Annotated in this window: 1 rRNA gene; it reads left to right on the top strand. The window is 56.3% G+C overall.

Going from position 1 to position 270, the window contains the following annotated elements:
* Positions 1-110 (top strand): 16S ribosomal RNA (locus tag QC385_RS43905); the annotation flags it as partial.
* Positions 111-270: the final 160 nt, after the last annotated feature.

Raw genomic sequence — 270 nt, 5'->3', positions numbered from 1 at the left:
GGTGGCCCAACCCCCTTGTGGGGAGGGAGCTGTCGAAGGTGGGACTGGCGATTGGGACGAAGTCGTAACAAGGTAGCCGTACCGGAAGGTGCGGCTGGATCACCTCCTTTCTAAGGAGCACTTCTTAATCAGGCTTGCCTGGTTCAGAGGCCAGTACATCAGCGAATGTCTGATGCTGGTTGCTCATGGGTGGAACGTTGACTATTCGGCGCACTTGATCGTCTTCTCCTGCTAGTACTGCTCTTCGGAGCGTGGAACGTTGAGGGAAGC

The sequence above is a fragment of the Streptomyces sp. DH10 genome (assembly GCF_029813805.1).
GTDB lineage: Bacteria > Actinomycetota > Actinomycetes > Streptomycetales > Streptomycetaceae > Streptomyces > Streptomyces coeruleofuscus.
This window is presented reverse-complemented; position numbering and strand designations above follow the sequence as displayed.